General features: G+C 67.3%; 19 protein-coding genes. 3 read left to right on the plus strand and 16 right to left on the minus strand.

Annotation, left to right across the window (positions count from 1 at the left end; genetic code table 11):
* Positions 1-112 precede the first annotated feature (112 nt).
* The 3 genes from ABZ942_RS31295 to ABZ942_RS31305 form a co-directional block, all read right to left on the minus strand.
* On the minus strand, positions 113-367 hold the full coding sequence (locus ABZ942_RS31295; RefSeq protein WP_357388295.1) for a hypothetical protein: 255 nt from the start codon (positions 365-367) through the stop codon (positions 113-115).
* Positions 368-442: 75 nt separating this feature from the next.
* Positions 443-1,321, minus strand: coding sequence for a hypothetical protein (locus ABZ942_RS31300; protein ID WP_357388297.1), 879 nt, complete (start codon positions 1,319-1,321; stop codon positions 443-445).
* Between the two features lie 124 nt (positions 1,322-1,445).
* Entirely contained in the window at positions 1,446-2,204 is a 759-nt protein-coding gene (locus tag ABZ942_RS31305; protein WP_357388299.1) for an SDR family oxidoreductase, read from the minus strand.
* A 115-nt stretch (positions 2,205-2,319) separates the two neighbouring features.
* On the opposite strand from ABZ942_RS31305, the gene ABZ942_RS31310 reads away from it, so the two are divergent.
* Complete coding sequence (locus ABZ942_RS31310) at positions 2,320-2,463, plus strand: hypothetical protein (protein WP_357388301.1); 144 nt, start codon at positions 2,320-2,322, stop codon at positions 2,461-2,463.
* On the opposite strand, the gene ABZ942_RS31315 is transcribed toward ABZ942_RS31310, so the two are convergent.
* The 13 genes from ABZ942_RS31315 to ABZ942_RS31375 all read right to left on the minus strand — a co-directional run bounded on the left by ABZ942_RS31315 (position 2,464) and on the right by ABZ942_RS31375 (position 18,378).
* A complete protein-coding gene (locus ABZ942_RS31315; protein WP_357388303.1) occupies positions 2,464-3,120 on the minus strand; it encodes a DUF305 domain-containing protein in 657 nt (218 codons plus the stop codon).
* A 2-nt stretch (positions 3,121-3,122) separates the two neighbouring features.
* Entirely contained in the window at positions 3,123-4,697 is a 1,575-nt protein-coding gene (locus ABZ942_RS31320; RefSeq protein ID WP_357389004.1) for a hypothetical protein, read from the minus strand.
* Positions 4,698-5,018: 321 nt separating this feature from the next.
* Complete coding sequence (locus tag ABZ942_RS31325) at positions 5,019-5,918, minus strand: 3-methyladenine DNA glycosylase (RefSeq protein WP_357389006.1); 900 nt, start codon at positions 5,916-5,918, stop codon at positions 5,019-5,021.
* Positions 5,919-5,979: 61 nt separating this feature from the next.
* A complete protein-coding gene (locus ABZ942_RS31330) occupies positions 5,980-7,044 on the minus strand; it encodes a hemolysin family protein (protein ID WP_357388305.1) in 1,065 nt (354 codons plus the stop codon).
* The gene (locus tag ABZ942_RS31335; RefSeq protein WP_357388307.1) at positions 7,037-8,443 is read right to left on the minus strand and encodes a hemolysin family protein; all 1,407 of its coding nucleotides are present in this window, start codon (positions 8,441-8,443) and stop codon (positions 7,037-7,039) included. The genes ABZ942_RS31330 and ABZ942_RS31335 overlap by 8 nt, the downstream gene beginning before the upstream one ends.
* A gap of 350 nt (positions 8,444-8,793) precedes the next feature.
* Positions 8,794-10,233: a GuaB1 family IMP dehydrogenase-related protein gene (locus ABZ942_RS31340; RefSeq protein ID WP_357388309.1), complete on the minus strand. Its 1,440-nt coding sequence runs from the start codon at positions 10,231-10,233 to the stop codon at positions 8,794-8,796.
* A 786-nt stretch (positions 10,234-11,019) separates the two neighbouring features.
* Positions 11,020-11,865 carry a DMT family transporter gene (locus ABZ942_RS31345; protein ID WP_357388311.1) on the minus strand — a complete coding sequence of 282 codons (846 nt, stop codon included), beginning with the start codon at positions 11,863-11,865 and terminating at the stop codon, positions 11,020-11,022.
* Between the two features lie 5 nt (positions 11,866-11,870).
* Positions 11,871-13,730: a DEAD/DEAH box helicase gene (locus ABZ942_RS31350; protein ID WP_357389008.1), complete on the minus strand. Its 1,860-nt coding sequence runs from the start codon at positions 13,728-13,730 to the stop codon at positions 11,871-11,873.
* A 209-nt stretch (positions 13,731-13,939) separates the two neighbouring features.
* Positions 13,940-14,878, minus strand: a complete 939-nt coding sequence (locus ABZ942_RS31355; protein WP_357388313.1) for a M48 family metalloprotease — start codon at positions 14,876-14,878, stop codon at positions 13,940-13,942.
* Between the two features lie 40 nt (positions 14,879-14,918).
* Positions 14,919-15,308, minus strand: coding sequence for a BlaI/MecI/CopY family transcriptional regulator (locus ABZ942_RS31360; RefSeq protein WP_150401655.1), 390 nt, complete (start codon positions 15,306-15,308; stop codon positions 14,919-14,921).
* A gap of 78 nt (positions 15,309-15,386) precedes the next feature.
* Positions 15,387-16,256 carry an ABC transporter ATP-binding protein gene (locus ABZ942_RS31365; protein ID WP_357388315.1) on the minus strand — a complete coding sequence of 290 codons (870 nt, stop codon included), beginning with the start codon at positions 16,254-16,256 and terminating at the stop codon, positions 15,387-15,389.
* Complete coding sequence (locus tag ABZ942_RS31370; RefSeq protein ID WP_357388317.1) at positions 16,256-17,335, minus strand: iron chelate uptake ABC transporter family permease subunit; 1,080 nt, start codon at positions 17,333-17,335, stop codon at positions 16,256-16,258. The genes ABZ942_RS31365 and ABZ942_RS31370 overlap by 1 nt, the downstream gene beginning before the upstream one ends.
* Positions 17,332-18,378, minus strand: coding sequence for an iron ABC transporter permease (locus tag ABZ942_RS31375; protein WP_357388319.1), 1,047 nt, complete (start codon positions 18,376-18,378; stop codon positions 17,332-17,334). Before ABZ942_RS31375 ends, ABZ942_RS31370 begins: the two co-directional genes overlap by 4 nt.
* A 107-nt stretch (positions 18,379-18,485) precedes the next feature.
* On the opposite strand from ABZ942_RS31375, the gene ABZ942_RS31380 reads away from it, so the two are divergent.
* The gene (locus ABZ942_RS31380) at positions 18,486-19,196 is read left to right on the plus strand and encodes a hypothetical protein (RefSeq protein WP_357388321.1); all 711 of its coding nucleotides are present in this window, start codon (positions 18,486-18,488) and stop codon (positions 19,194-19,196) included.
* 199 nt (positions 19,197-19,395) lie between these two features.
* The gene (locus ABZ942_RS31385; protein WP_357388323.1) at positions 19,396-19,836 is read left to right on the plus strand and encodes a PaaI family thioesterase; all 441 of its coding nucleotides are present in this window, start codon (positions 19,396-19,398) and stop codon (positions 19,834-19,836) included.
* Positions 19,837-19,962: the final 126 nt, after the last annotated feature.

Below are 19,962 nucleotides of genomic sequence, written 5' to 3' on the forward strand. Positions count from 1 at the left end.
CGCGGTATTCGAGCACATAGGACCGCTGTCCCCACTCGACTCGGCCGCCCCGCACGAAGGCCGTCACCTCGAGGTGACGGCCGACCTGTTCGCTCGATCTGCGACGCTGAGGTCAGTCGGCGAACACTTCTTCAAGTGGCTTCCCCGTAATCGCGTCAACTAGCCACTGCGTCAGCTGCTCAGGATCTGCGCAGTGAGTTATCCGGGCGTCGATCTCCGGCGATGTCTCGATCTGTTTGGTGGACAGGGCCATTCGCAGCACCTGGCGGCAACCTATGTTGATGCTTTCGTTGTAGCCTTCGTTGTAGCCAGCGAAGTAGATATTGCGAAGGTAGTCGCTGTTTACCGGGCAGTTGTCAGTCCGCAAGGGATTCTCCGGGGATGGGTTGATCCTCACCTCACGACGAGGACCAACTTGGGCGTTTGACCTGTATCGCTGCGGCTACTCGGCGAACACTTCTTCGATCGAGTCCACAGTGATGGCTCGCATAATCCAGTGGTCGAGCTGATCCGGGTCAGTGCAGCTATTGACCTTGGCCTCGATGTCGGCGGTGACTTCGAAACGCATTGTTGCCAGAATCTTCAGCAGGGTTCCGGCCTTGCCTTCGGCCTTGCCTTCGGCCTTGCCTTCGGCCTTGCCTTCGACGTACAGCTCATTGAAGTAGTCGCTGTAGAACGGGGCGGCGTCAGTCATCATCAGCATCTCCCGGAAGTGCTGGGCCACCTTCTCGGAGAAGGCGGACATTATGAGGTCAAGATACTCTTTGCTCTTGGGAAAAAGGTACAGGGTCTCGGCGAGGTTCGTCAGGATCGCCTCGTTGTCGGGGTGATCGAGGTGGGCGATGGCGGTGAGCACGGTGAGGTCGGGATGTTCGGTGGCGGTCTGCGCGTCGGTGATCACGGGTACATCGGCCGGGCCGAGGACGAGCGGCGTCAAGGTGAAGCCCGGTGAGACCGTGATCGGGTGGCGGCAATGCGTTGCCGCGCGCTGATTCGGGCACAGCACGACAAGCATGGACTGACAGCGCAGCCGGGCGCGCAGGGTCGTCAGGTATACCGGCCAGCTCCAGTTCTTATCCTTGTCCGGTCTCAGTTGGACCTCGACGACGACGCCTAACACCGGCACCGTCTCGGCGGTCAGGGTGACGACGAGATCGGCACGGTATTCGGTGGGATGTAGATCGGGCAAGTCGCAGGAGTCCAGGCGTGCCTCATCGAAATGCGGCAGCGTGGCACCGACGACAACAGTTAGTAGCTCAGCGACGAATTCCGGTCTGCGCCGCAACAATTGGATGAGTGCTTCGTGCACCGAGGAGGGCATGCAGCGTAGGTTACCGATATCCACCGACAAACGTATACGTATCGCCTATGGATTACTATTGCGATTACTTCGGGCTCCTGAATGGCACAGCCGAATGTTCCGGAATTAGTTCAGGCGAACGTTCCTAAGTGATCAGCATGCCGCCGTCTATGACGATGATTTCGCCGGAAATCCAGGAGCTGGCGGGGTCGGCTAGGCGGGTTATCCAGGGGGCTACGTCGGATACTTCGCCTATGCGGCCGGTGGGGGCTTTGTCGGCGTAGCCGGAGCGCCAGGTGGTGACGGTTTGGTCGGAGAGGCCGCCGGTGGTGAGGATGGGGGTGCGGACGTTGCCGGGGGCTACGCCGTTGACCCGGATGCCCTTGGGGCCGAGTTCTACTGCCCAGCTGCGGATGAGGCTGTCTATGGCGGCCTTGCTTGCTGCGTATACCGATTGTTGGGGGGTGGTGCGGCGGGCGGAGATGCTGGAGACGACGACGATGTTGCCGCCGGGGGCGCGGAGCAGTGGAAGTAGCTTGGCGGTCAACAGGATTGGGGCGAAGACGTTGACCTCGAACTGGTGGCGGACGTCGGCGGGGTCGAGCTCGTCGAGTGGGGTGAGGCCGAAGACGCCTGCGTTGTGCACGAGCACGTCGAGCTTGCCGCCGCGCGCTTGTACGGCTGCGGCGATGGCATCGACGCCTACCTCGGTCGCGATGTCGGCGATCACCGGGATTACCGCCGGGTGCAGGGCGGCCACCTCGTCGAGTGGCTCGCTGCGGCGGCCGGTGATGATCACGCCGGCCGCGCCCTGTTCCGCGAACGCGAGGGCCGCGGCCCGGCCGATGCCGGTCCCGCCGCCGGTGACGACAACGTGCTGCTCTGCGAACGCCTTATCGGACAATGCCGTGCCTCTCTGTCGCCGGCCGGCGATCCGTGCCGACCTTCGTTGTCGGCAACACGGCAAACGGGCCAGGCATTCCGATAGGCAGATACGGCCTGGTCCGATGCGGATTGGAATGCTGCCGGTTGACCTGCGCGAACGCCTGTCGAATCTGGCGAAGATCGAGCCGATCCGGCATCGATCGCAGGGCGGCGACTACGACCGCAGCCTGCGGCTGGAAGCCGCGGACGCGACCGGCTTCGGGTCGCACACCACCTGATCAGGGCAGGGGTGCGGCGCCGAGTTGGGTGAGTAGCATCCCCATCACCCCGGTCTCCTGTCCCTGAGCCTGGATCATCGAACGCGCGGTCTCCTTCACCGGTCCGGACGGCAGCAGTTCATCGGCGGCTTGCGCCATCGCGATCCCACCCTGATGGTGTCGAAACATCAACTGCAGGAACAGAACTTCGGCGTCACGACCGTGCGCGGCGGCAAGGGCGTCGAGTTCGGCCATCGTCGCCATTCCGGGCATGATGGTGTCCGGCCCCTTCTTGTCCGGCATCGCGACCGCTGCCGAATGCTGATGTGGCACAGCATCATCGGTGTGCATCCAGGCCATCGGATGCGTTGGCACGGGCGACGCGTTGGCCAGCCGCAGCCAGCCGAGCATGGTGCCGATCTCGAGCCGTTGCGTGTCGTCGAGCTGGTCGGCCAGGCGCACGACGACGGGATCGATATTGCGGTCGAGGCGTTGCACCATGATCAGCGCCTGCTGATGGTGCGCGGTCATGTCCTGCACGAAGCCGATCTCGACCGAGTTGAGAATCGGTGTGGCCGTGTGTGTTTCCGGCAGCACGAGCGGTCGCAGCGCGGCGCCGAGCACCAGCAGAACGAAGGCGAGCGAGGTGAGTGCGGCACCGCGCATCCAGCGTGGCATCGCTACGACCCGACGATCGACTCTTGGTCCGCCGGAGGCGAATACACGTTGTTGTCCAGCTGTAACACCATGAATCCGTTGTCGCTGCACGTGACATACAGTTGTGAGCCTCGCCATTCCGGCGGCGAGAGGCACCAGTCGGTGGAGACGTCGCCGAAGGCGAGCCTGCCGGTGCGTGGGGTGAGCGCGTCCAATGGATTGAACTGCCCCTCCAGTACGGCGCGAATCGCGGGCGGCGCGCTCATCAACGGCACGCCGATGATCGACGCGAGCGCGTGCGGCGAATTCCAGAGGCTCAGGTTCTGACCTGTCCGTGCGGGCGGGTTGTAGTAGGCGATCTCATGAATGTTGAACGGGTCACGCACATCGAAAACCCTGATGCCGGAAGAGATCCAGCCACATGCGAGAGCCGTCGGGTTGTCCCTGCGGTCGGCCGTGCAGTAATGCGATTCGTAGGCGAAGGCCGAACCGCCCATGGACGAACCGATATTGCTGTCGATGTTCTGCGGCAGGTTGATTTCCAGCTTGATCTTCGCGGCGACCTTCGGGTTGGTGTCGTCGGCGATATCGATGAGTTTCACACCGCCGGAACCACCTTCGTCGACGGTGTAGAGGTAGGGCTTGCCGTCGTAGGTCACCGGGATGCTGTGCTGGGTGGCCCAGCCGTCGGTCCAGAAGACCCGGCCGATGTGCAGCACCTGCGGGTTCGGGTCGCGGCGCTGCACCGCGCTGATGTCGAGCACGGTGAAGCCGCCGAGTGCGGACAGGTACATCCGGTTGCCGTCGGCGCTTACCCCGAAGCCGTGCGCCTCGATGCCGGTCAGGCCCTGCCAGACGACGTGTGGGTTGGTCGGATCGGTGAGGTCGACGGCGCTGACGAAACCGGGCGCGATGCCCGAGGCCCAGTAGGTGTTTCCGTCGGGGGAGAAGCCACCCTCGTGCGTCGTAATCGGCAGGGGCATCAGCATATTCGTGCCGGGGCCGGGATTGAGCAGTCGCGGATGCGCGCAGTCGGAGATGTCGTAGACCGACAGGTAGCCGACGCCGGTGCCGATCGGGACGCCCGTGCCGACGAGCAGCTTGCGCGCGGTATTGACCTTCAGACTCTCCCAGGTGCCCGCGAGCATCGCGGGTTCGGCGAGCGTGGCGGTCGGTCGCGGGTTCGCCGGATCCGACACATCCAGGACCTGGACGCCGCGGCCCTCGCTGATCAGGTCGCCGGGGAAGAAGGAGCCCATGTAGGAGCAGTGCTCGAAGCTGGTCGAGGTGATGCCCGCGCCGCGACCGGCGAAGCCGCCGACGAACGACATATTGCAGCGGTAGCCCTGGGTACTGCGGCCACTGTCTCGGTCGGCGGCGGTGACGTCGCCCTGCATGCCGTTCTCCGGCAGTGAGCCGGGCCCGCAGTCGGCGCGCGGGATCGCGGTGCGGCCGACGTCCAGGAATTCCTGGACGGCGTTCTGGAGGTCGGACTGTAGATCCGCCGATGCGCTGCTCGGCAGCATCAGTACAGCGGCGAGGCCGACCGTGACCAGGGCCAGCGGTTTGAAACGGCGCAAGCTCGTCAGTGAGCGCATCGTCGGGTCCCTAACCTTCATCAGTTGATCCGTCATCCCTCTGCTGACTGGGACAGCTGAGGGAACTGACTGAATGGTAGTAACTGCCGTTAACTTATGTGGCAGGTTTCGCGGAAATCCGATGAAGTGGCTGGTCGGCGGCACGGCGTAGCTACGCGGCGGCTTCGCTGCGTGGTCGCGGCTGCTGCAGTAGGGGATGTGTGCAGGCCGCCGCGTCTCACGATGGGTGGTGCTTACGAGGCGGGAGGGGGCGATGAGAGGTGTGGCGGTGACTGGTGCAGGCTGCGCGGCCGCAGGGCGTCGCCTTACGGAGCGCGGGTGTTAGTGGGCGGACAGTTGCGCCAGGTCGTAGGCGAGGAGCTCATCGCAGGCCGCCAGCAGCATCCGGCGCAACTCCGCCGACCGTTCGGCCAGTGCGGACTGGGATCGCACGTACTCCGCACGTCCGGAAGGTGTTTCGATCCGGACGGGTTCGTATCCGTACTCGGACAGATCGTAGGGGCTGGCCCGCATATCGAGTTCGCGTGCCGCGCAGGCGAGTTCGAAGCAGTCCAAGACCAGCGAAGACGAGATCAGTGGGGCCAGTTTGAAACCCCACTTGTAGAGATCCATGTTCGCGTGCAGGCAGCCGGGCTGTTCTCGGCTGACCTGGTCGGCGCGGGTCAGCGGCTCGACATTTCGGCCGACCGCTTCCGGCGTGAAGAAGCGAAACGCGTCGAAATGGGTGCAGCGCAGCGACATCGATTCGACAACCTCGTCGGTGCCTGCTCGGCCCAGACGCAACGGCACCTGCTGATGCCGGACGTCTTCGGTGCGGTACACCATCGCCCATTCGTGCAACCCGAAACAGGACAGTTGCGCGGGCCGTGACGCGGTGGCGCGCAACAGTTTCGCGATGAACTCGACGGTGTCGCGGCGTCGGGCCAGGTAGCCGGGGTCGGCCGTGAAGACAGACTGCGGTGCAACAGAATCCGGACCGATCGAGATCCGGTGGTACCCCCGCGCGCCGTCGTATTCGCGTGCATCGGCCAGCCCGACGCCGAACCCTGGATGCCAGCGCCGCAACTGGGCGGGCTTATGTCCGTAGTAGGTGAACAGAAAATCGATCACCGGATGCGACGAACCCGCCGCTCGCCGTTCGACATACGGCCCGACCAGCCGATCCACTCGAACGAGATGCTCGGCCACCTGGGTGCGCCACTGTTCTTCGGCCAGCACCATTGGCTCGGCCCCGCTCATGCCGCCGCCCGAGACTCGGCGCGCACCCGCTTGCCCCACCCGCTCATTCGATGATCCGGTGCGTCCCGTCGCGGACGGTGCCGACGAACTCTTCCACCAGATCTTCCAGCGCCACAATGCCCGTCGTGTTGCCACGAGCATCGACGACACGACCGAGGTGACTGTTGGTGCGGCGCAGCCTGGCCAGCGCCTCGTACAGCGGCGTGTGCAGGCTGACCGTCGGCAGTGGGCGGATGTCGGTGCGCGGGATGGGGGTTCCCGGTCCGGCGCTCTCATCGGCGACCTTGTCCAGCACGTCCTTGACGTGCAGGTAGCCGACCAGCGAACCGTCACTCGCCTGCACCGGATAGCGCGAAAAACCCGTTTCGGCGACGGCGGTTTCGATGTCGCCGAGGGTGGTTCCGTTGCCGCGCAACGGAACTGTCCTTGTCGTGGCCAGCGCCACCATTACGTCGGCGACCACCCTGTCGCTGGTGCCGAGGGCCTGGGTGAGCCTGCGGTGTTCCTCCTCGTCGAGCAGGCCCTCCGAGCGCGACTCGCCGATCATCTCGGCGAGTTCCACCGAGGAGACGGTCGCCTGCAGCTCGTCCTTCGGCTCGATCTGCAGCAGTCGCAGCGTGAGATTCGCGGCCAGGTTGTAGAGGGCGATGAGCGGCCGGGCGAGGCGCAGCCACATGAGGTGCACCGGAACCAGCAGCAGCGCACTGCGTTCCGGGCCGGCCAGCGCGATGTTCTTCGGGATCATCTCGCCGAACAGGATGTGCAGGATCACCACGATGGCCAGCGCGAGTGCGAAAGATACCGGGTGCAGCAGCTGTTCGGGCAGGCCGAGGAAATCGAACGGGCCCTCCAGCAGGTGGGCCACGGCGGGTTCGCCGACGCGGCCGAGCAGGATCGAACAGATGGTGATGCCGAGCTGGGCGGCGGCGAGCATCATCGACAGGTTCTCGCCCGCCCGAATCACGATGTCGGCGTTGCGCTTTCCCTGCGCGGCCAGCGCTTCGAGCCGGTCGCGGCGGGCCGAGATCAAGGCGAACTCGGCCGCGACGAAGAACGCGTTGCTCGCCAGCAGCACCGCGGTGAGCAGGACAGCGAGGAGGTCACCCATGACTGTGCTCCTGCTCTGGCTCGGCCTGCAGCTGTCGGAACGCGAGGTCGTCCGGTGCGACCGGAATCAAGCGGACCCGGTCGATCCGGCGTCCGTCCATCCGCTCCACCCGGGCGATCCACCCGCCGGTGGTCGGCTGATCGCTCGAAGACCATTGCTGCGAGCGTGGATTCGGCAATACGACCTCGTCGCCGGCCACCGGGATGCGACCGAGTCGGGTGAGCACGAGGCCGCCGAGCGTCTCGTATTCGCCTTCGGGAGCGTCGTATCCGGTGGCGCGGGACACCTCGTCGATGCGCAGCAGGCCGGAGCAGTCCCAGCCGTCCGACACCCGGCGCACGTCGAGTTCTTCCTCGTCGTGCTCGTCACGGACGTCGCCGAGGATCTCCTCGATGATGTCCTCCATGGTGACGATGCCCGCGGTGCCGCCGTATTCGTCGACGACCAGCGCGACCTGCATGCCGTCGGCCCGGATCCGTTCCAGCACCTCGTCACCGTCCAGGCTGGCGGGCACGATCGGGACCGGATGGGCCAGCATCTGCAGCGGGATGGTACGACGCACGTTCGTGGGATGGGTGAACGCCTGCTTGATGTGCACCACGCCGAGGGTGTTGTCGAGGTCGCCGTCGATCACCGGGAACCGGGAGTAGCCGGTGCGGCGGGCGGCGTCGATCAGGTCGGCGATCGTGTCCAGCTTGTCCAGCGCCTCGATCTTCACCCGCGGGGTCATCAGTTCCTCGGCGCTGCGCTCGCCGAACTGCAGCGACCGATCGATCACCAAGGCGGTGCGCTGATCGAGCGCGCCGCGCAAGGCGGAGGTGCGCACCAGCGACCCGAGTTCCTGCGGCGACCGCGCGGAACGCAGCTCCTCGGCCGGTTCCACGCCGAGCCTGCGGACGACCCAGTTCGCGGTGTTGTTGAGGAAGTGGATCAGCCACTTGAAGATGACGGAGAAGGCGACCATCGGCGGAGCCGTGGTGCGTGCGGTGGCCAGCGGCTTGGCGATGGCGATGTTCTTCGGTACCAACTCGCCGTAGATCATCGACAGCGACGTGGCCAGCACCAGCGCGAGGGCCAGCGAGATGCCGTGCGCGGCGCCGTCGCTCAGCCCGATGCCGCTGAACAGCGGATCCAGCAGCCGGGCCAGCACGGGCTCGGCGATGTAACCGGTGATCAGGGTGGTGATGGTGATGCCGAGCTGGGCGCCGGACAACTGGAACGACAGCGTCCGATGCGCTTGGCGGACCATTCTGGCGCGGACGTCACCGTCGCGCGCGTGCGCTTCTACGGTGCTGCGTTCCAGCGCGGTGAGGGAGAATTCGGCGGCGACGAAGAGGGCGGTGCCTGCCGTGAGAGCGACGAATCCCAGCAGGCTGAGCACCGTGAGTGTGACGGACATCGTCAGCACCCGCCGAACGGTACTGGGAACTGGCCGGTGGGACGTGGGGCTGGGAGTAGGAGGACGCCGGGTTTGTCACCCGGCTCGGTAGAGGAGCCCTCCTGTGCTGCGCCCTCGGACGCGGGTGACAACTGGATCCTTTCGCAAGCCGGAGATGTTGGGCCGGAGACCGGCAACCACCATGTTACCGGCCCACGCGTCAGGTCGCGTGGGCCGGTGGTCGTGCCGTCGTGGGCGTGTCGCGAGACGATCACCCGCACGGCCGGGGTCTATCGAAGCTCGAAGCACCTGGGTGAGTCGCGGCCGCGCGGGCGAGCCGCGAACTCACAAGTGCGGCAATCGGTTACCGCTCACCAACCGCTGGGCAGCGGGCGGCCCTCGGCGAAACCGGCCGCCGACTGCACACCGAGCACCGCCTTCTCGTGCAACTCGGCCAGGCTGCGCGCACCCGCGTAGGTGCAGGCGCTGCGCACGCCGGAGCAGATGTGATCGATGAGGTCCTCGACGCCGGGGCGTTCTGGGTCCAGGCGCATGCGCGAGCTGGAGATGCCCTCCTCGAACAGAGCCTTGCGGGCCCGGTCGAAGGCGCTGTCGGTGGCGGTGCGGGCGGCGACGGCGCGCTTGGAGGCCATGCCGAAGCTTTCCTTGTAGGCGTTGCCGTCGCGGTCGGTACGCAGGTCACCGGGGGATTCGTAGGTGCCGGCGAACCACGAGCCGATCATCACGTTGGACGCGCCCGCGGCCAGCGCGAGTGCGACGTCGCGCGGGTGCCGCACGCCACCGTCGGCCCAGATGTGCACGCCGAGTTCCTTGGCGGCAGCGGCGCATTCGGCGACCGCGGAGAACTGCGGGCGGCCGACGCCGGTCATCATCCGGGTGGTGCACATGGCGCCGGGGCCGACGCCGACCTTGATGATGTCGGCGCCCGCGGCGGCCAGGTCGCGGGTGCCCTGCGCGGACACCACATTGCCCGCCACCAGCGGCAGGCCGAGTCCGAGATCGCGGACGGCGCTGAGGGATTCGAGCATCTTGGCCTGGTGGCCGTGCGCGGTGTCCATGACCAGGACGTCGGCCCCCGCGTCGGCAAGGGCCTTGGCCTTGGCGACCACGTCACCGTTGATGCCGACGGCCGCGGCGACGCGCAGCTGGTTCTGATCGTCGACGGCGGGCTGGTAGATCCCGGCCCGGACCGAGCCGGTGCGGGTCATCACGCCGGCCAGGGTGCCGTCCTCGGCGGTGAGCACCGCGAGCTGGGTGTGCTTGGCCTCGAGCAGTTCGAAGATGTCGCGCGGCGAGGTGCTGGCCGGGGCCTGCACGAAATCGGTGATCGCGACGTCACGCAGCCGGGCGAACCGGTCGACATCGGTGCACGACGCCTCGGTGACGACACCGATCGGCCGTCCGGTCTCGTCCACCACGACGACGGCGCCGTGGGCGCGCTTGTGCATCAGGGCGACGGCCTCGGACACCGAATGCTCCGGGCCGAGAATGACCGGGGTGTCGGCGGTGAGCGAACGGCTCTTCACGAACGCGATGGTGTCGGCGGCCGCGCTGATCGGCAGATCCTGCGGGAGCACCACGAGGCCACCTCGGCGGGCGACCGTCTCGGCCATCCGGCGACCCGCGACCGCGGTCATATTGGCCACGACGATGGGAATGGTGGTGCCGGACCCGTCGACGGTGGAAAGGTCGACGTCGAACCTCGAGGCGACATCCGTCCGATTAGGGACGAGGAAGAGGTCGTCGTAGGTCAGGTCATACGGCGGCTGATGGCCAGGGAGAAACTGCACTTAACCGATGATAACCAAGTCCGCCCGGTACCGCGCAATTCTCCAGCACCCGGCGGAGACGAACTTCACAGCCAGCAGCGCCCCCGCTGACTGCGTCGACGGCGTCACCCCACCGCGCACAACGAGCCCGCGCATCACAGCGAACCGTCCGCCGCGCACGAATTTGCCCGCCCCGCGCAAACCTGCCGACAATGTCGTGCGCAGCGGGCCATTACGTGCGCTGCGCGGCAAACCGCACAGTCCGTTCGCCAGCACGTCGCCAGTAGGCGCCGCGCACAGATCCGCCTGCCGCGCACGGATCTGCCTGCCGCGCACGGATCTGCCTGCCGCGCACGGATCTGCCTGCCGCGCACGGATCTGCCTGCCGCGCACGGATCTGCCTGCCGCGCACGGATCTGCCAGCTATTTCGTGCGCTGCGAGCCACTAGGTGCGCTGCGTGATAGCAAACCGCACGGTCTGCTCGCTAGTGCATCGCCAAGGGCTCCGCGGCGCCGCCGATTGGGTGCCGCGCACAGGTTTACTTGCCGCGCACGAATCCGCCAGCAATTTCGTGCGCGGCGGACGAGAAGGTGCGCGGCGGCCTCGAGCCTCGCAGTAGGTCACCGGGCTGCTGCGCATCCGACTGCGCCGATGATCAGGACCGTGCGCGGCGTGGCAATCCACACGGTCTGCCCGCCAGCGGGCGCCGAGGTGCACAGTTCGGCCTGCTGTGCACAGATTTGCCTGCTGCGCACGAATCTGTCGGCGATTTCGTGCGCGGCAGGCGAGAAGGTGCGCGGGGTCGGTCAGGTGGCGGCTTGGGTTTGGGATAGGCGGATTGTGGTGGCGCACATGATGGTTACGGCGAGGGCTGTTATTGCTAGGCCGAAGGTGCTGGTGCGGAAGCGTTCGTCCAGGACGGTTACGCCGATGAAGGCTGCGGCGAGGGGTTCGGCGATGGTGACTGCGGGCAGTGATGCCGAGAGCGGGCCTGCTTGGAAGGCTCGTTGTTGCAGGTAGACGCCGGTGATTCCGGCGGCTACCAGCGCCCAGGTTTGCCAGCTGCTGAGTACTTCGCCGATGCCGTGGTCGAAGAGTGAGGTGACGTAGGAGGTGAGGGCGGCGGCCAGTCCGTAGAGGGAACCGCTTGCGGTGCCGAGAAGCAGCGCTCGTCGGCCGGGTTCGGTGCTGTTGAGACCGATGATCGTGGCCGCACCGATGAGGGCGACCAGGATGATCAATGGGAGTAGCCAATCATGTAGTGGCGCAGTGGTATTGCCCTCGGAGGGGTTGCCGACCACTAGGAAGCAGACTAGTGCTGCGGTGAGTGCGAGTGCGGTGGCCCAGGTGCGGGCGGTGATGCTGCGGCCATTGAGTTTGGCGGCGAGTGGTAGCGCGAATACCAACGCGCTCACCAGGATTGGCTGGACCAGCAGGACCGCGCCTAACGCGAGTGCGGCGACCTGCATCGCGTATCCGCCGACGTCGCCGACGATACCGGCCCACCAGCGCGGGTTGCGCAGCAGTGCGCGGACCAGCGAATCACCCTCGGGCACTGCGGCGGCCGCGCGCTGCTGTGCGACGGCCGCTACCGCGAAGAACAGCGCTGCCAGCAGGGCGCAGGCTATAGCGCCCACTGGATGATTGGACACAACCGTCAGTTTGCCCCACGATTGCGGGTCCCCGGCGCGCGCTGCGGGCGTACGGCGCGTCGCCGTGCATTCCCGGGCGTGTCGCCGCTGGTAGAGCCGCTGGAACGGCCAGCGAAACCGGAGGTGGAACCGGTTGAACGACCAGCGAATCCCGATGCGCCCCCCGCGTTGCGACCGGAACCAGCCGACCCGCGAGCGCCACCGGCACCCATCCCGCCCGAACTACGAGCGCCGCCGCTCGCCGCGCCAGTCCCGCGTGCGTTGCCGGATCCGGAGCCGCTGTTTGCCGCACCCGATCCGCGTGCGTTGCCGGATCCGGAGCCGCTGTTTGCCGCACCCGATCCGCGTGTGCCGCCGGATCCTGAGCCGCTGTTTGCCGCACCCGATCCGCGTGTGCCGCCGGATCCTGAGCCACCGTTCGCCGCACCCGATCCGCGTGCGCCGCCGGAACCTGAGCCGCCCTTCGCCGCACCCGATCCGCGTGCGGTGCCCGCCGCAGCCGACCGACTCGACGAACCCGCATCGCGTGAGGATCCCTTGATGGACCCGTCCTTGCGCCGTTCACTCGCCGACGCCTCGGCCCGCACCGGAGCACCCCCACCCCGAGTCTCCGTCGTGCGCCGCCCCGATCCGCCACGCCGCCGCCCGGTCCCCGCCTTCGAGGCCCCTTCTGCCACAGGCTGTTTGGGCGGCGCGGGAGCCGCAACCGGAACCCCGGACGGCTGCCGTGCCCCGGTGATCTCGATCAACCGACGATCCCCGGGCCGCACCTCGATACCGACGATCTCGACGCCGGCCTTGCGCGTCATCGCCTCGACCTCGCGCCGCTCCTCGTCCATCACCAGCGTGACGACCACACCGTCCTCGCCGGCCCGCGCGGTACGCCCGGCACGATGCAGATACGCCTTCGACTCAGCGGGCGGATCAACATGCACCACAAGGGAAATGTTGTCGACGTGGATACCGCGTGCCGCGACGTCGGTGGTCACCAACACCGGAATCGAACCATCCGCGAACGCCGCCAATGTCCGCGTCCGGTTGTTCTGCGCCTTCCCACCATGCAGCGCGCCGGTCGCGATCCCAGCCCCGCGCAACTGCTTGGCCAACCGATCGGCCCCATGCTTGGTGCGCACGAACATGATGGTCAGTCCGTCCCGCGCGGCGATCTCCGCGGCAACGGTCCGCTTCGCCATCTTGTCGGGCACGAAGAGCAGGTGGTGCGTCATTGTCGCGACCGACGCGGACGCGGGCGCGGTGGAGTGCGTGACGGGGGAGCGCAGGTACCGCTTGACGAGCTTGTCCACCTCCCCGTCCAACGTGGCCGAGAACAGCAGCCGCTGACCATCTTTCGGCGTCTGATCGAGCAGCTTGGTGACCTGCGGCAGGAACCCCATGTCGGCCATGTGATCGGCCTCGTCCAGCGCGGTGATCTGCACATCGCCCAGCGCCGCCGACCCCTGCGCGATCAGATCGGCGAGTCGCCCCGGTGTGGCGATCAACAAATCGACGCCACGCGCGAGCCGCTCGGCTTGTCGCCGAATCGGCGCACCGCCGACCACCGACGCGACCCGCAGACCAACCGCGAGCGCAGGGGTGTCCAGCGCGCGTTCGATCTGCGCGGCCAATTCGCGAGTGGGCACGAGCACTAAACCGCGCGGCCTACCCGGCTTCGTCGCCCCGCTGGCCAGCCGAGCCAGCATCGGCAGGCCGAAGGCCAGCGTCTTGCCGGATCCGGTCGGCCCGCGCCCGAGCACATCCTTACCCGCAAGGGCATCCGGCACCGTCGCGGCCTGAATCGGGAACGGTGCCTCGATGCCGTCGTTGCGCAGTGCTTGCACGAGCACGGCGGGCAGGCCGAGGTCCATGAAGGTCACGGGCGCAGCGGCGACTGGCGTCGAGGAGGTCACGGGTGGTGTGTGCCTTTCGTAAGACGACGCGCTCGGGCTGCGCGCTGTTCGGTGGATCGGGCGGAGACCGGTTCGGTCCGCGCACTGCGACCAAAGAGCGCAGCGCGAAAAGGTGAGGAGGCCGACCGGGTGGCAGGCCAAGTGTTCAGGATACGTCCTACGACTGTCTAGCCGCGGAAGAGTCGGCCCAGCTCAACGAGCCACGGCACCGCGACGGCCATCGTCGGAACGACAAGGATGGCGGCCGAGCCCAGGTAGGCGGCGCTGGCGACCCGGACATCACCGATCCGCCCGGTGAGGCGCTGGATGCGAATCAGCGTTGTCGGCCCGCCCGCGGCGAGCGCACCCTGCGGCGCGGTGGACTTCGAACACGCGACGAGCGCGCGGGCCAGCGGCTTCGGCCCGGTGACCTTCACCGCGGAATCGTCGGCGAGTAATTCGATGAGCAGTTTCACCGAGCCGAGTGCGGCCTTGCTACGCACGAAACGCGGAAACGCTTCGTGCACAGCGGTAAACGCCTCGAGCACCAGGTCGTGCCTGGCGCGCAGGTGTGAGCGTTCATGACTGACGATCGCGGTGATCTCGGCATCGTCGAGATTGGTCAGCGTGCCCTCGCTGATCACCACCCGCTGCCGCAGGCCGGGTAGGCAGTAGGCGATCGGCTCGGTCGCGGCGAGCACCCGGATATCGGAGGCGCGACGGCGCGGTCCGCTTTGGTCGAGCAGGTCGACCAGCATCCGATGCCTGGCCCGGCGCCGCCGCGTGTGCACCCCGACCCGGACGATCGCGTAACACAGCCGCGCACCGACCAGCAGCGTCAGCGCGAACACGAAAACATAGGCCAGCCACAGCGGTAACCCGAGCGCGTCGATCTCGCGGGTGGGTTGCGTGGTCGGCCGACCGTCGAGACCGGGCACCAGCAGTTCCGCGGCGATGGCCAGTCCGGACCCGAACGCACTGAGCACGGCGGCAAGCGCGATGGCCTGCCACAGCACCAATGCTGCGCGGGGCGTCCGGTATGTCCAGGTCGCCCGGCTGAGCAGGGCCGGGGCAGGCCCCGCGAGAAGCAATGCGAGTCCGGCGAATACCGGCGCGGTTGCGTTCATCGACTCAGCTCACTGCGTTGGGGGCAAGGTCGCGAGGAGTCTACTGCGGGGGCGGTGTGTCCTCGGTTGCTTCGAGCTTAGCGAGTGCCTCCCGCAGCGCGTCAGCCTCATCCTTACCGACCTGTTCCACGAAGTGCACCAGCGCGGCGGCGCGGCTGCCCGCGGCGTCGGCCTGTTGCAGTGCGTCCACCATCAGACTGGCGACCAATTCATCCCGGGTGTGCACCGGCGCGTAGCGATGAGCACGGTCGTCGCGCTGCTGGACCACGAGGTTCTTCTTCGCGAGTCGTTGCAGCACCGTCATCACCGTGGTGTACGCGAGTTCGCGGCGTGCGGCCAATGCCTCGTGCACCTGCCGGACTGTCTGCGGTTCATCGGTCGACCACAACTGGTCCATGACCGCCTTCTCGAGTTCACCAAGTCCTGCCATTCCACAATTTTACGGACTCAACGACGCGCATGCGTACTACAGGGTGTCGTAACTATGGAATAGCTGGTGTGTTAATAGTCATACTGCGGTGGATTCGGGCATGACGGGACCGCCTGCCTTGCCCACGACATGCCGCGTTCCGATGGGAACCACCATCGGTCGACCGGAGACCGGATCCTCCAGCACCGAGGCGTCGAGGTCGAAAACCTCGCGCAGCAACTCGACGGTGATGATGTCGGCGGGACGGCCCTGCGCGACGATCCGGCCCTCGCGCATGACGATCAGTTCGTCGCTGTAGCGGATCGCCAGATTGAGGTCGTGCAGCACCATCACCACGGTGCGGCCGAGTTCGGCGTGCAGCCGGTCGACCAGGTCGAGCACGTCGACCGCGTGCGCGAGGTCGAGATACGTGGTCGGCTCGTCGAGCAGCAGGATGTCGGTGCCCTGCGCCAGCGCCATGGAGATCCAGGCCCGTTGACGCTGTCCGCCGGACAGTTCGTCGAGCGCGCGGTCGGCCAGGTCGGCGATGCCGGTCTGCCCGAGCGCGGCCAGCACCTCGTCCTCGTCGGACGCCGACCACTGCCGGAACCAGGTCTGATGCGGATGACGCCCGCGCGCAACGAGATCGGCGACGGTGAGCCCCTCCGGCGCGACCGGCGACTGCGGCAGCATGCCGATCACCCTGGCCACGTCCTTGGTCTTCATCGTCGAAATGGCCTTGCCGTCCAACAACACTCGCCCCTGTTGCGGGCGCAGCAGCCGGCCGAGCGAGCGCAGCAGCGTGGATTTACCGCAGCCGTTCGGGCCGATCACCGTGGTGATCACGCCGGGCGCGATGTCGAGGGTGAGTCCGTCGATGATCACCCGGTCGCCGTAGGCGAGCTTGACGTGGTCGGCGGCGAGCCGGGTGGACACCGGCTCCGCGCCGGTCGCAGCGTCAGGGGTCATCACAGCGTCGCCTTTCGATTCATGCGAATGAGCAGGTAGAGCAGGAACGGTCCGCCGAACGCCGCGGTGACGATGCCCACCGGCAGGTCCGCCGGAAACACCGTGCGCGACGCGACATCCGCGCCGACCACCAGGATGGCGCCGACGAGCGCCGACCCGATCAACGGTTCGCCGGGGGTGCGCAGCAGTCGTCGCGCGATCTGCGGCGCGGCCAGCGCGACGAAACTCACCGGGCCGACGGCCGCGGTCGCCACCGAGGCGCCGATCACCGCCGCGCCGATCAAGATTGCCTGCTGGGTCTGGATCCGCACGCCGAGCGAGCGGGTGGTGTCGGCGCCGAGCCGCAGCGCGGCCAGCGTGCGTGCCGAGCCGAGCGCGACAATCACCACGAGGGCCAGCGCGATGGTGGCCGGCAGCAAACCGGATCGATCGGCGGCGTTGAGAGATCCGTTGAGCCACAACTGCGCTCGCTGGGCGTCCTGCAGGGTGGCGCGGGTGAGCAGCCAGCTGATGCCCGCGATCAGCACCGCGTTCAAGCCGACGCCGATCAAGACCAGTCGCACACCCGTGACGCCCCGGTCCCCGGTCGGGCTGCGTCCCCAGGCCAGCAGGTAGATCGCCGCGGCCGTGAGCAGACCACCCACCAGCGCGGCCAGTGGCGCACCGATCGTCGCGAGCAGTCCGGTCCCGCCGCCGACGACCACCGCGACAGCGCCGAGGCTGGCACCGGAGGTGATGCCGAGCATGTCCGGCGCGGCAAGCGGGTTGTGCAGGATGGATTGGGTAATCGCGCCCGAGAGTCCGAGCGCCGCGCCGACCACCAGCGCGGTGAGCGCCCGCGGCAGCCGGGAGTCGAGCACGATGAATCGCTGCGATCGCGTTCCGCCGCCGCTCAGCACGTCGATCACCCGTCCGAGCGGAATATGCGTTTCACCGGTGGCGATGTCCAGGCAGAAGCACAGCAGCAGCAACGCGACCAGCGCGATCACGAGGAAAACCATCACCGGCCGCAACACCACCGAGACGGGCCCGACCCGCAGCGCCGGCCGAACGCTCTCGGTCTTCAGCGACACAGTCACAGGCTCACCAACTTCCGACGCCGGACGAACGCGATGAAGAACGGCGCACCGACCACCGCCAGCATCACACCCACCTGCAGCTCGCCGGGCTTGGCCACCACCCGGCCGACGATGTCGGCGATCAGCAGCAGCACCCCGCCGATCAAGCCGGAATACGGGACCAGCCAGCGATAGTCCGGTCCGGTGATGACGCGAGCGAGATGCGGCACCACGAGGCCGAGGAACGCGATCGGCCCGACCGCCGCGGTCGACGCGCCGGACAGCAGCACGATCGCGGCCAGTCCGAGCGCGCGACTGCGTCCGATGTGCACCCCGAGCCCACGTGCCACGTCGTCGCCGAGACTGAGCAGGTTCAACCCGGGCGAGGCGATGAGCGCGAGCAGCACCCCGACCGCCAGGAATGGCAGTACCTGCCAAAACACCGTGATATCGCGCCCGGCGACGGTGCCGACCACCCAGAATCGGTAGGTGTCCAGCGACGCCGGATCCAGCAGCACAATGGCATTCGTCATCGCCTGCAAAAATGCGGTGACTGCCGCGCCGGCCAGCACCAGGCTCAGCGGACTCGCCTTGCCACCGCCGATCGACGACGCGGCGAACACCACGACGCCCGCGATCAACGCACCCGCGAACGCGAACCAGATGTACTGCTCCGGCGTCGTGAACGCGAACAGGTACATGCTCAGCGCCGCAAGGAATGCCGCACCCGCGTTCAAGCCGAGCAGGCCCGCGTCGGCGAGCGGGTTGCGGGTGTAGCCCTGGATCAGCGCGCCCGCTATGCCGAGTGCGAGTCCGGTGACCAACGCCAGTGCCGTGCGCGGTAGCCGAAGTCCACGTACGATCTCCTCGGCGGTGGATCCGGCCGGGCAGCTGAACGGACCGCCCTGACAGGTGATCGCGTGGTGCACGGCGTCGTAGACGGTGCCGGGCGCGAGCGACCTGGTACCGATCGCGACACTGGCGAGCACGGTGAGCAGTAGCAGAACGGTCAGCCCGATCAGACCGGAAAGGCGCCGCCGCCGTGTGTTGCCGAGCGTGGTCACGGTGACGAACTACTCCTGAGATTCGTTGTAGCAGAGAACCGGATGGTCTGGTAAGCCTAACCTATCTTGCGGTCCGCACCGCTATGGCCAACCCTCGAGGAGGTTCAATGCCCGAGCTCATGACCACCTGCCCGCCGCGCCATGCCCACATGGCGTTCGATCGCACATGCGACAGGTTGCGCGCGTTGCAACCTGAGCATCCGCGTGTGTATGCGGTGGCGGCGATGGTCGAGCAGGGCAAGCGGCGCTGGTGGCGTTTGGCCGACGGGGTGCGCGAGGGTCGCATCGAACGGATGTATCGCAGGCATGCCGCGGAGATGATCCGTGCCGACGTCGCGGCCGAGGTGGTCGCGACCGCGCTGATCCACGCGGTGATCGGCCGGGTGATCGCGCTGCTGGTGGCCGAGGGGCGGGCCTGGGATCCCGGCCTGGAGAACCTGTGGATCCACACCGACAACGACGGCGGCATCGACTGGGCGGGCTTGGGCGACACCACCATTCGCGTGCTCGAGGGCGACCCGCTGGCGGCGGAGTCCGGCGCGGTGAGCCTGCCGTGCGAGGGTGCGATGTATGTCTGGCTCGCACATCGTTGCGAGCCCTCGCTGACGCTGATCCAGTCGAGCATGGCCCGCTACTCGGGTTTGAGCGCACGCCGATTCTGGTTGCTGGTCGGTGAATCCATCGCCGGCGCTTCGACCTACGTGCCGGATCTCGCCGGCACCGATGCGGTGGTCGGTACGCGGCGCGGTCAAGGCCTCTTGGCTGCCTTGGAGCAGCGTGGATTGCCGGTTCGTCGTGCGACGGCCTTGCTTAGTTAGGTAAGCCTGACCTATAGTCATAACCGGCGTAAGGATTGGTCGAGAGTCCCGAGGGCTGCGGTGACCCCCGATCCATTGCCGCGATGGGCTCCACGTCTAGCCGTGGAGCCCATCGCTTATTCTCCTGCGGCGCAACGAGCGACCGCTCACGGCGAGCCAGCGGTAATCGGGCCGTGGCCGCTGTGCAAAAGTGGACCGCATGACAGACCAGGAGACCCGGGCGGCGGATTGGCTCGCGACCATCACGCCGGAGCAGATGACGAAGGTCAGCGAAGGCACGTTCTCCGACCTGATCGGCCTGCGCTACACGGAAACGACCCCGGACCGGGTGCGCGGTGAGTGGACCGTCAAGCCGCACCTGTACCAGCCCGCCGGCATCCAGAACGGCGGCGTCTACAGCACCGTCATCGAGACGCTCGCCAGCGTCGCCGGCGGAATCTGGTACGGCGCAAAGGGGACTGTCGTCGGGGTGAACAACAACACCGACTTTCTGCGGGCGGTCCGTGACGGCAACCTCGTCGGCGAGGCGACCCCGATCCACCGCGGCAGGCTGCAGCAGCTGTGGCAGGTAGTGATCACCGACGAAGAAGGGCGAGTGGTCGCGCGCGGCCAGGTTCGCCTGCAGAACCTGCCCGGCTGAGGACTGACGCAGCCTCCGGTCAGGGACGCCACAGCCACTCGGCCGGAGAGCGCGCAGCCGCCCGCCGAGACGCTCGTCCCGCGTCGCCGGAACGGGCGTGCCAGAATGACCGTCACCCATGAACCG

Source organism: Nocardia sp. NPDC046473 (assembly GCF_040645995.1).
Classification (GTDB): domain Bacteria; phylum Actinomycetota; class Actinomycetes; order Mycobacteriales; family Mycobacteriaceae; genus Nocardia.

Bases quoted from the DNA above. Each gene is read 5' to 3' on its own strand.
- ABZ942_RS31365 (WP_357388315.1), bottom strand. From the start codon at position 16,256: ATGACCCCTGACGCTGCGACCGGCGCGGAGCCGGTGTCCACCCGGCTC.
- ABZ942_RS31315 (WP_357388303.1), bottom strand. From the start codon at position 3,120: ATGCCACGCTGGATGCGCGGTGCCGCACTCACCTCGCTCGCCTTCGTT.
- ABZ942_RS31385 (WP_357388323.1), top strand. From the start codon at position 19,396: ATGACAGACCAGGAGACCCGGGCGGCGGATTGGCTCGCGACCATCACG.
- ABZ942_RS31360 (WP_150401655.1), bottom strand. From the start codon at position 15,308: ATGGCAGGACTTGGTGAACTCGAGAAGGCGGTCATGGACCAGTTGTGG.
- ABZ942_RS31380 (WP_357388321.1), top strand. From the start codon at position 18,486: ATGCCCGAGCTCATGACCACCTGCCCGCCGCGCCATGCCCACATGGCG.
- ABZ942_RS31325 (WP_357389006.1), bottom strand. From the start codon at position 5,918: ATGGTGCTGGCCGAAGAACAGTGGCGCACCCAGGTGGCCGAGCATCTC.
- ABZ942_RS31355 (WP_357388313.1), bottom strand. From the start codon at position 14,878: ATGAACGCAACCGCGCCGGTATTCGCCGGACTCGCATTGCTTCTCGCG.
- ABZ942_RS31335 (WP_357388307.1), bottom strand. From the start codon at position 8,443: ATGTCCGTCACACTCACGGTGCTCAGCCTGCTGGGATTCGTCGCTCTC.
- ABZ942_RS31310 (WP_357388301.1), top strand. From the start codon at position 2,320: ATGCTGCCGGTTGACCTGCGCGAACGCCTGTCGAATCTGGCGAAGATC.
- ABZ942_RS31320 (WP_357389004.1), bottom strand. From the start codon at position 4,697: ATGCGCTCACTGACGAGCTTGCGCCGTTTCAAACCGCTGGCCCTGGTC.
- ABZ942_RS31300 (WP_357388297.1), bottom strand. From the start codon at position 1,321: ATGCCCTCCTCGGTGCACGAAGCACTCATCCAATTGTTGCGGCGCAGA.
- ABZ942_RS31330 (WP_357388305.1), bottom strand. From the start codon at position 7,044: ATGGGTGACCTCCTCGCTGTCCTGCTCACCGCGGTGCTGCTGGCGAGC.
- ABZ942_RS31350 (WP_357389008.1), bottom strand. From the start codon at position 13,730: ATGGACCTCGGCCTGCCCGCCGTGCTCGTGCAAGCACTGCGCAACGAC.